At 37.7% G+C, this 13,097-nt stretch carries 11 protein-coding genes, 1 pseudogene and 1 other annotated feature; of the genes and pseudogenes, 3 read left to right on the top strand and 9 right to left on the bottom strand.

What is annotated here, in order from left to right; genetic code table 11:
• The first annotated feature begins 12 nt into the window (after nucleotides 1-12).
• On the top strand, nucleotides 13-474 hold the full coding sequence (gene ribH / locus ACIGHG_RS03735; protein WP_020059455.1) for a 6,7-dimethyl-8-ribityllumazine synthase: 462 nt from the start codon (nucleotides 13-15) through the stop codon (nucleotides 472-474).
• Between the two features lie 189 nt (nucleotides 475-663).
• Here ribH and ACIGHG_RS03730 read toward each other — a convergent pair.
• From ACIGHG_RS03730 to ACIGHG_RS03695, 8 genes and pseudogenes are all read right to left on the bottom strand, one after another.
• A pseudogene (locus ACIGHG_RS03730) lies at nucleotides 664-882 on the bottom strand (hypothetical protein); the annotation flags it as partial.
• Nucleotides 883-1,220: 338 nt separating this feature from the next.
• The gene (gene bioB, locus ACIGHG_RS03725; protein ID WP_090914019.1) at nucleotides 1,221-2,219 is read right to left on the bottom strand and encodes a biotin synthase BioB; all 999 of its coding nucleotides are present in this window, start codon (nucleotides 2,217-2,219) and stop codon (nucleotides 1,221-1,223) included.
• On the bottom strand, nucleotides 2,173-3,030 hold the full coding sequence (bioC, locus tag ACIGHG_RS03720; protein ID WP_336471346.1) for a malonyl-ACP O-methyltransferase BioC: 858 nt from the start codon (nucleotides 3,028-3,030) through the stop codon (nucleotides 2,173-2,175). Before bioC ends, bioB begins: the two co-directional genes overlap by 47 nt.
• The gene (locus ACIGHG_RS03715; protein ID WP_396547262.1) at nucleotides 3,023-3,745 is read right to left on the bottom strand and encodes an alpha/beta fold hydrolase; all 723 of its coding nucleotides are present in this window, start codon (nucleotides 3,743-3,745) and stop codon (nucleotides 3,023-3,025) included. Before ACIGHG_RS03715 ends, bioC begins: the two co-directional genes overlap by 8 nt.
• A complete protein-coding gene (gene bioF, locus ACIGHG_RS03710; protein ID WP_336471344.1) occupies nucleotides 3,742-4,929 on the bottom strand; it encodes an 8-amino-7-oxononanoate synthase in 1,188 nt (395 codons plus the stop codon). The genes ACIGHG_RS03715 and bioF overlap by 4 nt, the downstream gene beginning before the upstream one ends.
• The gene (bioD, locus tag ACIGHG_RS03705) at nucleotides 4,895-5,623 is read right to left on the bottom strand and encodes a dethiobiotin synthase (protein ID WP_336471426.1); all 729 of its coding nucleotides are present in this window, start codon (nucleotides 5,621-5,623) and stop codon (nucleotides 4,895-4,897) included. The genes bioF and bioD overlap by 35 nt, the downstream gene beginning before the upstream one ends.
• Complete coding sequence (bioA, locus tag ACIGHG_RS03700) at nucleotides 5,623-7,002, bottom strand: adenosylmethionine--8-amino-7-oxononanoate transaminase (protein ID WP_396547260.1); 1,380 nt, start codon at nucleotides 7,000-7,002, stop codon at nucleotides 5,623-5,625. The genes bioD and bioA overlap by 1 nt, the downstream gene beginning before the upstream one ends.
• A gap of 127 nt (nucleotides 7,003-7,129) precedes the next feature.
• Complete coding sequence (locus tag ACIGHG_RS03695; protein ID WP_396547258.1) at nucleotides 7,130-7,477, bottom strand: hypothetical protein; 348 nt, start codon at nucleotides 7,475-7,477, stop codon at nucleotides 7,130-7,132.
• A 130-nt stretch (nucleotides 7,478-7,607) separates the two neighbouring features.
• Nucleotides 7,608-7,828: a binding site (T-box leader), on the top strand.
• Nucleotides 7,829-8,071: 243 nt separating this feature from the next.
• On the opposite strand from ACIGHG_RS03695, the gene nhaC reads away from it, so the two are divergent.
• Nucleotides 8,072-9,448: a Na+/H+ antiporter NhaC gene (nhaC, locus tag ACIGHG_RS03690; protein ID WP_090914005.1), complete on the top strand. Its 1,377-nt coding sequence runs from the start codon at nucleotides 8,072-8,074 to the stop codon at nucleotides 9,446-9,448.
• 18 nt (nucleotides 9,449-9,466) lie between these two features.
• On the opposite strand, the gene ACIGHG_RS03685 is transcribed toward nhaC, so the two are convergent.
• A complete protein-coding gene (locus ACIGHG_RS03685) occupies nucleotides 9,467-11,686 on the bottom strand; it encodes a bifunctional 2',3'-cyclic-nucleotide 2'-phosphodiesterase/3'-nucleotidase (protein WP_396547256.1) in 2,220 nt (739 codons plus the stop codon).
• A gap of 301 nt (nucleotides 11,687-11,987) precedes the next feature.
• Between ACIGHG_RS03685 and ACIGHG_RS03680 the strand changes: the two genes are divergently transcribed.
• Nucleotides 11,988-12,767, top strand: coding sequence for a GDSL-type esterase/lipase family protein (locus ACIGHG_RS03680; protein ID WP_336471341.1), 780 nt, complete (start codon nucleotides 11,988-11,990; stop codon nucleotides 12,765-12,767).
• The last annotated feature ends 330 nt before the right edge of the window (nucleotides 12,768-13,097 follow it).

Here is a 13,097-nt window from a genome sequence, read left to right as displayed (position 1 = left end):
GAGAGATACATGATGGTATTTGAAGGTCATTTAGTTGGTACAGGATTAAAAGTAGGTATTGTCGTTGGGCGTTTTAACGAATTTATTACAAGTAAACTATTAGGCGGTGCATTAGATGGTTTAAAGCGTCACGGGGTAGAGGAAAATAACATTGATGTCGCTTGGGTTCCTGGTGCATTTGAAATTCCGTTAATCGCCAAGAAAATGGCAAACAGCGGAAAATACGATGCTGTTATTACGCTTGGAACAGTGATACGCGGCGCAACAACACATTATGATTATGTTTGTAATGAAGTAGCAAAAGGCGTAGCTTCACTTTCATTACAAACAGAAATCCCTGTTATCTTTGGCGTGTTAACAACAGAAACGATTGAACAGGCGATTGAACGTGCTGGTACAAAGGCTGGAAATAAAGGCTGGGAATCTGCAGTTGCAGCGATTGAGATGGCTAACTTATCCCGCCAGTGGGCATGAAGTGAAACTTCCTCTTGTGAGACACTTTCTCTCACAAGGGGTTAGCCCACCCAATCGAGCTCTTATGGCTGGTTAGATTTTCTTCCTGTTCTTACTTTTTACCAGACGTTTGAGCAGAATGAACTGATTGCATTTCAAATACAAAATAAAAGAGGCTTCGGTCTCTTTTTATTTTTCTGTTTTTCCTTCTCTCTGTCCTTCTTGCAAAATTTGAAGTTCTTGACGCACTTCTTTTAATTTTTTACCTTCTGTTTCGATTCCAAAGTACTCAGCTTGGTGTCGAAAATGCTGTTCGACCCTCTTTTGCAAATCTTTCTGTTCAGGATTTTCAGCCGCTTTTACTGGATCTGCACTAACCGCTTTTAATAAAATAAGAAAACTCATAACTGCTAATATATATCTATGCATGCGAATCCTCCAAATCACGATTAAATTCTCTCTTACTATGCACAATTACAGAATGGGAAATTCAAATACATATTATGTAATCTCTTTACAAATCCAGTAATCGCAACACTTATATACGCTTTATTACATTTTATTTACAAAAAAAGAAAGCTCCTTCATGAAGAGCTTTCTTCTCAAGTTATCACTAGGTTTATCCCGCATTAACGGGCAGTAAGACCCCCACCTCAAGATTGAGAGAGAAGCGAAGAAGATAGATGGGGGATAACTGCCCATAAAAGCCCGATTGGTTCAACTAACCATCCGTGGGGATAAAGCCCCCCACGGATGGAAGTTTCACTTTATAATGCACATTCCTCAATTTCAAACCCTAAATCTTCAATCATTCCCCAATCTGCTGTTGGCTCTTGGCCAGCAGTTGTTAAATAATCGCCAACGAAGATTGAGTTTGCCGCAAATAAGCCAAGAGGTTGAACAAATCGTAAATTGATTTCACGTCCGCCAGAAATACGAATTTCTTTTGACGGATTCACAAAACGCATCATTGCTAATACTTTTAAGCACTGCATTGGTGTTAATTCTTTTTGTCCTTCTAACGGTGTTCCTTTTACAGCAACAAGGAAATTACATGGTATAGAATCTGCATCTAAACGATTTAATTCAAATGCAATCTCTACACGTTGTTCCTTCGTTTCACCCATTCCGAAAATAGCACCAGAACACGGTGATATACCCGCATGCTTCGCTTTTTCAACTGTATCAACACGATCGTCATACGTATGAGTTGAACAAATGCTTTCGTAATTATCTACATGTGTATTTAAATTATGATTGTAACGATGTACACCAGCTTCTGCAAGGCGCTGCGCTTGATCTTCATTTAAAAATCCTAAACAGCAACAAATCTTCAAATCAGTCGTTTCGCGGATTTCTTTTACAGCTCCAATAACATGCTCTACTTCTTTATTAGTTGGGCGACGACCAGAAGCAACGATACAATATGTACCTGCCTTACGCCTGATTGCTTCATGCGCACCTTCTACAATCTTCTCTTGTGTTAACCAAGCATATTTATCAATCGGAGCTTCTGATACGATTGATTGGGAACAATACCCACAATCTTCTGGACATAAGCCTGACTTCGTATTAATAATCATATTTAGTTTTACTTTTTTCCCGAAATAATGATGACGAATCACATACGCCGCATTCATAATTTCTAAAATTTCTTCATCATTTGCTTGCAAAATACTTAGTGCCTCTTCTTTCGTTACCTCTCTGCCCTCTAATACTTCAAATGCGATTTGCTTCCAATCTGTTTTCGTTTGTACATGTTTCATTTCTTCTCTTCCCCTCTTTTTTCATATAAGAAAATAAAGCATGATATGTTGCTGCAATTCGTTCACCTTCTGTAAAATCTTGTTCATATATGCGAAGCATACTGCGAAAGATAGAAGGACTTTGACAATAAGATCCTTCATTACTATTCGTTGCTCCAACTTTACGAATAGATTGTAAAAATTCACGAACTGTAGCAAATGTTTCTATGTAACATGTTTCAGCCACATGTATATCCCCTGTTATTCTTTTACATAATTCTTGTAGTTGTAATCTTGTAAAAAAAGTTTGTCCAACAGTTGTTGTATCTTCTATTGCATACGCTGTTTTCGCACGCTGAAATGATGTATGAAGCTCATGAAACGTTTCATTTCCAAATGTCGAAAACAATAGCACACCATCTTCACGTAAATTTTTATATAGATTCACTAATGTAGCTGATAAATCATTTAACCATTGAAATGTTGCATTAGAGATAATTACATCATATTGTTCATGAAGTATAATTCGTTCAATGTCCTCACATTGAAATGTAACAGACTCTACATCACACCTTGTTTTTGCTTTCGTAATCATGCTTTCTGCAAAATCAACAGCTGTAATCGCTGCCTTGGGAAAAGATGCCGCTAGTTGCTCTGTTACATAACCTGTGCCGCAGCCAAGCTCTAAAATATGAATTTGTGCCGCTTCATCGTAATGTTCTTTCATATGAGTAAGCAGCCGATCTGCCATCTTTTTTTGAATATTTGCATATTGATCATAGGATACAGCAGCTTGATTAAATCGTTTTTGTAACAACGTCTTGTTAATCATTTCGCTCTATCCCCTTTACAAACTGTATCATTTCTTGTGCACATCGCTTTGCTTGTGTGAAACAAAGTGCATGTCCAGCTTCTTCTATAATTATGAGTGATGCGTTTATTTTTTCTTGTATATACTCCGCTGCAGACAGAGGACAAATAGCATCATCTTTTCCATGAAGAAGCAATACTGGCACATCTATTTGCAATAGATGCTCTCTAACATCTGTTTCCATTAAATATTGAAGCCCACATTGCAAAGAATGAATTGAATCACCTTGAAATTGTTCCGCTATGTCCAAAAATGCAACGTCCTGTGCATCTTCCTGTTCCGCCTTGGAAAACATACTCCTATAAAATCGTTTCAACGTATCATCTTTTTGTTTCAAAAGATTTCGATTCATTCGGTCGACAAAGACGTGTTTCCATCCATATATGTAATCAGAATCTGTTGTAAATTTCGCTGTTCCTCCTAGTAACACAATCCCTTTCGTTCGCAATGAACGATGCGCTTGAAGAGCGGCCAGTGCCCCAAGTGACCAACCAACTAAAATTACTTCTTTCCCTTGCGCTCCCTCTATAATTCGACGTTGAAACTCCTGTTTGTCTTCAATATGGCGCCAATGAACAACATGTACAGGAAAATCATGCAAATGCGGAAGGAATGCTTCCCAAACCTGTTCTTCCATGCCCCATCCGGGTATAAGAATAAGAGTAGGCTGCGTCATGAAATCACTCCTTCTTCTTTTCCAATTTGTACAATCCGCTGCGTTGCCCACTGCAAATCATTATTCGTATGCTGCGCTGTTACGGCAAACCGGATGCGGGAACTATGCTGCGGTACAGTAGGCGGCCGAATCGCAATTGCCGCTATCCCTGCTTCTTGCAATTTCATACTAAAACGGAGCGCTGCTTCATTAGAACCTACGATAACAGGAACAATATGGGTCGTGCTGTCTCCAATATGAAATCCAGCTTCTTGCAGAGCTGTTCGAAAATATCGGCCATTTTCTATTAATCTATAACGATCTGTTTCATCTTTTCTCACAATGTCAATTGCTTTCCCAATTGCGCCAAGCGTTCCTGGAGGTAACGCGGTTGTAAAAATAAAACTGCGCATCGTATTGATCAAATACTCGATACAAACAGCGCTTCCAGTAATATACGCACCATAACAGCCCATTGCTTTACTAAATGTGCCCATGTGAATATCGATTGACTTAGCCAGTTGGGGACACTCATGAGCAAGACCCGCGCCATTTCTCCCATATATTCCGCCTGCATGTGCCTCATCAACCATAAGAAGCGCTCCGTACTTTTCTTTCAGCATCACTAAATCTTCTAAGTGAGCCTTATCTCCATCCATGCTAAAAATAGTATCCGTAACAATTAGTTTTCGTTTTTCTATCTTTGCAGATTTCAACAATTTCTCTAAATGTTCTAAATCATTATGACGATAGCGCTTATGCTCGGCACCGCTTAATACGATGCCATCTACAATACTGGCATGATTCAGCTTATCGCTAAACACAATATCATGCCGATTTACAAGTGCAGAAATTGCTCCGACATTTGCTGTGTAACCGCTATTGACAATTAGCGCTTTTTCAGTTTCTTTCCAAGCGCATATACGCTGTTCAATTTCTTCGTGTAACGGATAGTTCCCAACAACAAGACGAGACGCCACCCCTCCGGTCCCATATTTTTTTGTCGCTTCTATTGCAGCTTCTTTTAACTGTTCATCACCAGCTAATCCTAAGTAATTGTTTGAAGCTAAATTTAATAACTTCTTTCCATTTCGAACGAGCCACGCTTGTTCGGCGTGCTCCGTTTCCATCAATTTTCGATGCTGCGACGTTTCTATCAGACTCGATAACTTAGACTGAAAATACGTTTCCCACACTAGATTCATTGCGTAAAAACTCCTCTAACCTTGAGATAGCAATACTCTCTTCTGCCGCTTGTAATAGTTCATTTCTTGTAAAGTCTTCACGCAGCGCTGGCAGCAATCCAATAACCGGTACGCCGCTTAATTCTTCTATCATTTCTTTATTTTCTAGTACTCTTTCTTTTTCATGTTCTCGGCATCCAGATAAAATGATACCTGCGACTGATAGATCGTGTGCTTTTGCATAAGAAACTGTTAAAATCGTATGATTCACTGTCCCAAGTGTTGGCCTTGCTACAATAAGCAACGGTAATTGCAATTGTTTCGCAAAATCAACAACGAGGGCATCGTCTGTGTAAGGGACTACAAGTCCGCCAGCGCCTTCTACAAGAAAAGAGTCGAATTGTTTCGATAATTTTTCATAATGACTTATAATATCTGATAATAATACTTTCCTTCCCGCCCGCTTCATTGCTAGACGAGGCGCGAGCGGTTCTTGAACTGAGTATGGACAAATCTCTTCGCAAGATATTGTTACACCTGCAGCTCCTTTCAACCGAGCAGCATCTCCTTCTGGATGGGAGGAAAGATGACCACTTTGCAATGGTTTATACACACCGATATTATATCCACGCTCGCGAAGCACACCTGCTAATGCACCTGTTACAACCGTTTTTCCTACTTCCGTATCGGTTGCTGTTACAAAGAAACCACTCATCATTCTCCCTCCGTTACCTCTTGAATGGCTTGCTGTAAAATCGCAATCATATCATCAAGTTCTTCTATCGTAGAAGCAAGCGGCGGCATAAAGACAATGACATTCCCAAGCGGACGAAGAATCATTCCTAAATCACGTGCTCTTTTGCAAACCTTCACACCGACTCGTTCCTGCCAAGAATATGCCTCCTTCGTTTCTTTATTTTGCACAAGCTCAATGCCAATCATAAAGCCTCGCTGACGAATATCTCCCACATGCTTAAACTCACGCAAAACTTCTAAGCGTTTTGCGATATATTCTGCTTTATGACTAACAGCTTCTATAAGATTAGTAGTTTCAAATAATTTTAAATTTGCAAGTGCTACTGCACATCCTAGTGGATTTCCTGTATAACTATGACCATGGAAAAACGTTTTTTGTTCCTCATAATCACCTAAAAAAGCACGATAAATTTCTTCTGTGGTTACGGTAATTGCAACCGGTAAATACCCTCCTGTTAATCCTTTTCCAGCAGTTAAAATATCTGGTGTGATTCCCTCATGCTCGCATGCAAACATTTTTCCTGTTCTGCCAAATCCAGTTGCTACTTCATCTGTAATAAGAAGAACATCGTATGCTGTGCAAAGCTCTCTTAATCCTTTTAAATAACCATCTGGCATTGTAATAATCCCGCTCGCTCCTTGGACAATTGGTTCGACAATAACAGCTGCTACTTCTTCGTGATTGCTTTGCAATAAATTTTCCATTTCTTCTAAATGCTTTTTCACAATCATTTGCCCATCTTCCCCATAAGGAGAACGATATGTATACGGATATGGTACTTTTAACGTATCAAATAAAAGCGTACTATACGCTTGGTGAAACATATCAATGGCCCCGACAGATACAGCTCCTATTGTGTCACCATGATACGCTTCTTTCATCGTAATAAATTTTTTCTTTTTAGACTTTCCTTTATGCTGCCAATATTGAAAGGCCATTTTAATTGCAATTTCAACTGATGTTGCACCGGAATCAGAGTAAAAAACTTTCTTCAGTCCATTGGGTACAATTTCAATAATTTTTTCGGCTAATAAAATACTTGGTACATTCGCAATACCTAGCAATGTAGAATGCGCAATTTTATTTAATTGCTCACGAATCGCATCATCTAGCTCTTGAACATGGTGACCATGAACATTGAGCCAAATAGAAGACACACCGTCCCAATAGCCTTTCCCATTCACATCATATAATTTTCTTCCTTCTCCTCGTTCAATAATGACAGGATCATCCTCCAAATAATCTTTCATTTGAGTAAATGGATGCCACACATAATTTTTATTTTTTTGAGCTAGTTCCTCATATGTAAAAGTTTGATCCATGCTCCTTACAGTCATAACTACCACCTCTAATGTTAACTCAATTTAAACTAAAGTTAACATTACAAAACAAATACTGTCAATTCTTTTTCATGGAATCATATTCTCAAAAAAAAAAGAACGACCTATCCTATGATAAGTCGCCTTATTTACCGTGCTGAATTTTCCCAATCTCTTGAATTAATTGTTCATCCGTTTTACTTTCTATTTCAATTCCGAGCTCTTTTGCATGCTCCCGAAGAAGCTCTTGGCGCTTTTCATAACGCACTGCACCTATTTCTTTTTGGATTTGTTCTTTTGTTTTTCCTTCTGTAGAAACCCCGAATTTATCTGCTGTTTTTTGCATGTTTTCTTCTTCATTTTGCCTTACTGTTTCTTTTGGCTTTTCAACACTTTTCTTTATTGAATTAGGAGATGACGCAAATGCTGTATAAATTCCAGCACCACCAATGACTGTGAACAACATTGAAATAATTATGATTTTTATTTTCATATTTTGTCCTCCTTACATTCATTATAACGAACAAAAATATAATTTGTACTCTTTTTCTCTATCATGCAAATTCAAAAATAACTATTGACATCCTCCTATTTTATATGATAAAAATTTACTAACACGATATGATTCGGCGATGATAGGATTTAGTAGTATTTCGCTTTATGATTTCAGAGAGCTGGTGGTTGGTGCGAATCAGTACAGAACGAAGTATGAATTACTCCCTTGAGCTTCTTTTACGAAACAGTTGGAGTAGTGAAAGACGGTTACAGACCGTTATTTCTGCAAAGTGGTGAAATTTTTTTATTTCACAATTTAGGGTGGTACCGCGATGTTTTCGTCCCTGCATATATTGCAGGGACGTTTTTTATTTTCATCAATCGGTGTATACCTTTAATTGTCATACGTACATTTCACAAGCTAGGGTGGTACCGCGATTATTTTCGTCCCTGCATATATTGCAGGGGCGTTTTTTATTTTCAAAAAAGGAGAGAAGTAATATGCAAGTTTGGGCGGCCGGGGGAATTATTCGATATTGGCGTATTTTTTCAAACCATAGTAAAACATAACATCTAAGGAGAATGTATTATCATGATTACAAAACGAGCATCTATTATACTAACAGCTCTTATTTTTTTCTGTATCGGTTTTAGCGTCATTCGATTACAAGTTATGCCACATATTCCTATTTTATTTGGGATTGTCATATTACTAGCATTTGGATTCATAAAGAAAATACCATGGTCTGTGATGGAGAATGGGATGAGAAATGGTATTTCAGCAGGATTACCATCTATTTTTATCTTTTTACTTGTCGGTGCATTAATTAGCGTTTGGATCGCTGCTGGTACGATTCCTACATTAATGGTATACGGTTTTCAAATGGTTTCACCTAAAATTTTCTTACCAACAGTCTTTATCGTCTGTTCTATTATCGGTACTAGTATTGGTAGTGCCTTCACAACAGCTGCAACAGTTGGAATTGCTTTCATGGGAATGGGAAGTGCTCTTGGTTACGATGCTGCTTTAGTTGCTGGTGCTGTTATTTCTGGATCTTTCTTTGGAGACAAAATGTCACCTCTTTCTGATACAACAAATTTAGCACCCGCTGTCTCTAAAGTAGATATGTTTGATCATATTCGAAATATGTTATGGACAACTGTACCCGCGTTTATTATTTCACTTGTTATTTTCTATATTCTTGGGAAAGGTACTTCTGGACAACTTCAGTTTGCTTCTTTCACAGAAACATTACAAGAACATGCAACAATTTCTATTATTACTTTACTACCGGTCCTTGTTTTATTTGTATTAGCAGTTAAAAAAGTTCCAGCAGTTCCTACATTACTTGCTGGTATTATCTCAGGTATTATCATTCTATTTATTTTTACTCCAAATACATCTCTTACAAACTTAATTAACATTATGCAAAACGGATATGTATCGCATACAGGTGTAAAAGATATTGATAGTTTATTAACACGCGGCGGGTTACAAAGTATGTTAATGTCTGTTGCTCTTATTTTCCTTTCACTCGGTATGGGAGGATTACTACAAGAAATGGGGATTATCAAACAGCTTATGGCCGCAATCTCAAGCTTCGTCACGACGAGCGGACGTTTAATCTTCTCGACAGCAGCTACTGCAATCGGCGTTAACTTTTTGCTCGGTGAACAATACTTATCAATCATCTTACCAGGTCAAGCATTCGCCGAAAAATACGATGAGCTCGGCTTAAAGCGCCGCAATCTATCACGTGTATTAGAAGATGCCGGCACGGTGATTAATCCGCTCGTACCATGGGGGGTTAGTGGTGTGTTTCTCGCAAGTGTCCTAAACGTACCAACAATGAGTTACCTGCCATATACCGTTTTCTGTTTACTTTGTCCAATCATTACTTTATTTGTTGGATTCACAGGCTTTGGCCTTTCATGGGAGAAAGAACATAAAGAAAAGTCCGCTGCCTAGCAGTGGACTTTTTCTTTATTATTTATTTAATTTCTTTCTTCTAAATAACGCTATCGCACCTGCACCAATAAACGCAAGACCTGCAGCCAATGTCGTAAACACATTTGCTCCTGTATTTGGCAAATCGTTGTCTGATTTTGTTTGCTCTTTACCTGAATCTGTTGCTACCGGCTTCTCTTCGCTGTTTTTATTATCTTCTGTTGTTTTCGGCTGATCTCCGCCATTGTTATTATCTGTTGGCGTTTTCGGTTGATCCGTTCCATTATCGCCGCCATTTGGCTTGTCTCCACCATTTGGTTCATCTTTTTTTGTTAAATCAATTGCATATTTGGCAAATTCGTTTTCTGATGGACCAACATAAGAAATATTTCCGTCTTTCGTTATATATTTTTGGGCATTTGGAGAAGAATCAAACGTAACATTTAGTTTATCGCCAGTGAATGGTTTAAATGTCCAGTTTTTATCTGCTTCCGGGTTAATCGTTTTCTTTTCTTTCATATATTCCACAATAATTTGACGAGTTTCATCAGGAGATTGTAAAAGTACTTCTCCTTTGCTTACGCCTGGGAATGTTTTACTGCTACCACGGTAGTTATTCGTTGCTACAACAAACTCTTGACTATCCGTTACCGGCTTTCCGTCATACGTTAAGTTTACAATACGATTTGCAGTTTCATTTACAACTTTTCCATCTTTGTCATATTTAGCAGGCTGCGTTACATCAATTTCATATTTCACGCCATCTAATACATCAAAATTGTACGTTGGATAGTCAATATTCACTAATTTTTGCTCATCTTTGTTCTTTGGATCAATTTGATTAAATTGACCAGCCGACATTTCTAACCAATCTTTCAACTGAGCGCCATTTACTTTCACTGCATGTAATGTGTTTGGATATACGTATAAGTCCGCAACGTTTTTAATTGCAAGCGTCCCCACTGGAATATCTGTATAATATGTAGCGCCGTTACGTCCACCTGCTTTAAACGGTGCACCTGCTGATAAAATTGGCAGCCCTTCAAATTCCGTACCCTTCATCTTCTTCTCTGTATACCACTTCTGTGCATTCGTTACAATTTGAACAGATGGATCGTCTTGTACAAGCGCAAAGTAACTATTAATTGGCGCTGTCGTTTCGCCAACTGGTGTATTTACATATTTAATTGTTCCTTCATGATCAGCCTTTATCTCGTCTACTAATTTTTGGTCTGATTCTACTAAAGCATTGCCTTTACTATCTGCAATTGGACGAACAGCAGGGTTCGATTTATCTTTTTGTACTTCCCATTTTCCGTTCACTTGCTTTAATTCCATATCAATCATTCCTAAATTATTTCCGAAAACACCTGGCATGACAACGGGAACACCATTATTATACTTTTTCGTTACTACTTTATGAGAGTGCCCCATTAGCACCGCGTCAACATCAGGAACTTCTGTTGCTAAATAATACGATGCATTCTCCATCCCAGGAATGTAGCCGCTTTCATCAACACCCGAATGAGCTAACGCAACGATGATATCTGCGCCTTCCGCTTTCATTTTCGGCACCATTTCTTTCGCTGTTTCTACAATATCCTTCGCTATTACTTTTCCTTCTAAATTCGCTTTATCCCATCCCATAATTTGCGGTGGTACAAAGCCCATGACTCCAATTTTTATTTTCTGCGTTTGTCCAGCTTCATCTTTTACTTCTTTTTCTAAAATATGATAGGGATTCTTGAAATAATTTTTACCAGTTTTTGCATCATATACATTCGAGTTAATTACAGGAAACTGTGCTTTACTAATCACTTGATTTAAGTAATCTAATCCATAGTTAAATTCATGATTTCCAAGAGAGATGACGTCATACTTCATTAAATTCATCATACGATATAACGGATGCACATAGCTTGGATCTAAATTATCTTCTTTTTTTATTTTATTTGCTACATAATCACCAAGCGGCGTTCCTTGCAAAGCATCTCCATCATCAAATAAAACAGAGTTTTTTGCCTCTTTACGTGCTTCATTAACAAGAGTCGCTGTTTGAACTAATCCTACTTTATTATCTGTTTTTGTTTGATAGTAATCATAGTTCATTAAGTTCACGTGAATATCAGATGTTTCTAATATTCTTAGTTTTACAGTACTGTCCTCTCCTTCTGCATATGCAGGTGTAGGCCATACTTGCGGAGCAATAACACCTATTGCAAGTGCAGCACCAGCCAACGTTTTTGTTGATTTTTTCACAAAAAATTCCCCCTATAACATAATCCCTAGTAACAAAATAAACGATGGAATCTGTGTCCCTACTTCTTAATCATCCAGGTTACAAAGAAGTTAGTTGTCCTACTTCCTTTGCGAGTTGGATAAATTTACCCCATCTAAAATTCATCATAACGAACAGTCGTTTATATCGTCAACAAATTTTGACGTGCTTCTACAAATTTTTTGTAAAAACAATGTAAATTTTTCATAAAAACGTAATGTATATTCCATTGCTTCTCATCATGAATATGATACAATAACCATTTATAAGGAGGATAAAACGATGAAAAAACTTCTTTTGTCTACACTTTGTCTCCTCCTTCTTATCATTACATTTTTGTATTATGAAAAGGATCATGAGACAAATATTCAAAAAGAATCTCCAGCAGTAACCGTTTCGCACTGGATTGATACACAAACAGATGCGACGCTTCATCATCTTGTCCTAGGTGATTCTCTTGCAAAAGGTTACGGGTCTACACAAGGTGGATATGTGCAATTTGCTTCTCATACATTAGAAAAACAATTACAAAAACAAATTATAGTCGATAACCTTGCAATAAACGGCTTAACAACAGACCGGTTACTGCAAATGATGCAAACTGAAGAAATGAAGCAAAAAATAAAAGAAGCTCATATGATTACAATTAGTATTGGCGGGAATAACGTTTTACACATAAACCGAAATGTCGGTGTTATAGAAGGAATGAAATTATTAAATGAAGAAAAAGATCATTTTGAACAAGATTTACAAAACATTGTAAAAACGATTCGTGCCTCTAATCCGAATGCACTCATCATTTTATCTGAGCTCCATAACCCATTAAAACTAGAGGATTCTATTGCTTCTTACGCAAATGTTTTCTTAGATAATTGGAACAAAATCATATATTCGATTTCAAAAGAAAATCAACCTTCACTCGTCTTACCGATTCGTAAATTATTACCAAATGATCAAAAAGATTTACTGTATGATCAAGTTCATCCAAATGATAAAGGATATGAAAAAATCGCAGAATCATTTGCACAACAAGTGTTGTCATATAAAGTGAAACTTCCATAAGTAGGCGGAGTTCCTACTTATGGTTAGTTGAACCAATCGGGCCCTTACAGGCGGTTTTTCTTCCTGATTTCACCTAAGCTACCGCCTGTTTGGGCGGGATAAAGTGAAACTTCCATAAGTAGGCGGGGTTCCTACTTATGGTTATATAAATACACATTAAAAACCAACATAAAAGCCTCTTTCTTTTTAAGTAAGCTAGAGCATCTAGCCATGCATAGAAGCGGTCAGTTCCTTTTCCCCTGCCACGTGCAATATTTAAAACAAAATGAGAAAGCAAGTGGAGGTCATGTTTTATTCTGCATAGCAGCGACTTAAATATTGAAAAATTAA

The organism is Bacillus sp. NPDC077411 (assembly GCF_044543425.1).
Taxonomy (GTDB): domain Bacteria; phylum Bacillota; class Bacilli; order Bacillales; family Bacillaceae_G; genus Bacillus_A; species Bacillus_A bruguierae.
Note: the sequence above shows the minus strand (reverse complement) of the source record. Positions and strands in the feature narration are given on the sequence as shown.

What these genes read in the sequence shown, in the direction of transcription:
- ribH (WP_020059455.1), top strand. Translation starts at nt 13, where the DNA reads ATGGTATTTGAAGGTCATTTAGTTGGTACAGGATTAAAAGTAGGTATT.
- bioB (WP_090914019.1), bottom strand. Translation starts at nt 2,219, where the DNA reads ATGAAACATGTACAAACGAAAACAGATTGGAAGCAAATCGCATTTGAA.
- bioC (WP_336471346.1), bottom strand. Translation starts at nt 3,030, where the DNA reads ATGATTAACAAGACGTTGTTACAAAAACGATTTAATCAAGCTGCTGTA.
- ACIGHG_RS03715 (WP_396547262.1), bottom strand. Translation starts at nt 3,745, where the DNA reads ATGACGCAGCCTACTCTTATTCTTATACCCGGATGGGGCATGGAAGAA.
- bioF (WP_336471344.1), bottom strand. Translation starts at nt 4,929, where the DNA reads ATGAATCTAGTGTGGGAAACGTATTTTCAGTCTAAGTTATCGAGTCTG.
- bioD (WP_336471426.1), bottom strand. Translation starts at nt 5,623, where the DNA reads ATGAGTGGTTTCTTTGTAACAGCAACCGATACGGAAGTAGGAAAAACG.
- bioA (WP_396547260.1), bottom strand. Translation starts at nt 7,002, where the DNA reads ATGACTGTAAGGAGCATGGATCAAACTTTTACATATGAGGAACTAGCT.
- ACIGHG_RS03695 (WP_396547258.1), bottom strand. Translation starts at nt 7,477, where the DNA reads ATGAAAATAAAAATCATAATTATTTCAATGTTGTTCACAGTCATTGGT.
- nhaC (WP_090914005.1), top strand. Translation starts at nt 8,072, where the DNA reads ATGATTACAAAACGAGCATCTATTATACTAACAGCTCTTATTTTTTTC.
- ACIGHG_RS03680 (WP_336471341.1), top strand. Translation starts at nt 11,988, where the DNA reads ATGAAAAAACTTCTTTTGTCTACACTTTGTCTCCTCCTTCTTATCATT.